Raw genomic sequence first — 1,241 nt, forward strand, 5'->3', positions numbered from 1 at the left:
GACAATTGCGGGATTGACACTGTTGTACAGACCGCGGGACTTCCCTCGGGCAGCCAGTTTCCCGTGGGCGTAAGCACCATTGAGTTTACGGCCACCGATGTGAACGGAAACACCAGCACTTGCAGCTTTACCGTTACCGTTACCGACAACGAGGCCCCCGTGGCCGTGTGCCAGAACATAACCGTACAGCTTGATGCCAACGGCAACGCCACCATTGCGGCGGCCGATGTGGACGGCGGCAGCACCGACCAGTGCGGGGTGGCCTCCATCAGCATCGATATGGATACCTTTGACTGCTCCCACGTGGGCGACAACAACGTGACCCTGTCCGTGACCGACGTGAACGGGAACGTTTCCTCCTGCACCGCCATCGTAACGGTGGAGGACGTGACCGCCCCGGTGGTGGCCTGCCGGAACATAACCGTGGAGCTTGACCCGGTGACGGGCACCTTCACCATTGCCGGAACGGATATCGACAACGGCAGTACCGACGCCTGTGGCATCGCGGGCTATGGGCTCGACATCGATACCTTCGACTGCTCGAACATCGGCGACAATACCGTGACCCTTACCGTTACCGACGTGAACGGGAACGCGGCCAGCTGTACCGCCATCGTGACGGTGGAGGACAACACCGCGCCCGCGCTGGTGTGCCGGGACTTTACGCTGGAGCTTGGCCAGGACGGTACCGCCACCCTGGACCCGAGCGACGTGATAGCGAGCAACGATGATGCCTGTGGCATACTCACCACCGCGGTGGACATCACCCAGTTCAGCTGTGCGGACATCGGTACCCCGGTGACCGTACAGGTGTTCAGCCAGGACAGCAACGGCAACCTTGCCACCTGCACCGCAACGGTAACCGTAGTGGATGCCCTTGCACCGGTGGTTACCTGTCCAGCGGACCAGACCGTGGATCCGGGGGCCGGCAACCTGTTCTATATTCTTCCGGATTATTTCGGGACGGGAGCGGCAACGGCCACCGACAACTGTACCGATCCGATAACCATCACCGGCCAGGATCCGGCGCCGGGAACCGCACTTCCCGACGGGACCTATACCATCACGCTAACGGCAACCGACCAGTACGGCAACGTGGGCAGCTGTGGGTTCGAGCTGATCGTTGACACAGTACTTGGCGCGGGAGGGCCTGCGCAGGACCTGGGAAGCGTTTCGCTTTATCCGGTGCCGACCAAGCACCTCCTGAACGTTGGGAACCCCCAGAACCTTGAGCTGGAGAG

The 1,241-nt window shown here is 61.6% G+C and carries 1 protein-coding gene and 1 pseudogene; both read left to right on the plus strand.

All coding sequences use genetic code 11. The annotated features are described in order from the left end of the window. Positions 1 to 12: 12 nt before the first annotated feature. Positions 13 to 129, plus strand: a pseudogene (locus tag QRD02_RS14460) (HYR domain-containing protein); the annotation flags it as partial. 36 nt (positions 130 to 165) lie between these two features. Further along, a partial coding sequence (locus QRD02_RS14265) for an HYR domain-containing protein (protein ID WP_290255635.1) occupies positions 166 to 1,241 on the plus strand: 1,076 nt, incomplete at its 3' end.

It is taken from the genome of Aequorivita aurantiaca, assembly GCF_030410135.1.
GTDB lineage: Bacteria > Bacteroidota > Bacteroidia > Flavobacteriales > Flavobacteriaceae > Aequorivita > Aequorivita aurantiaca.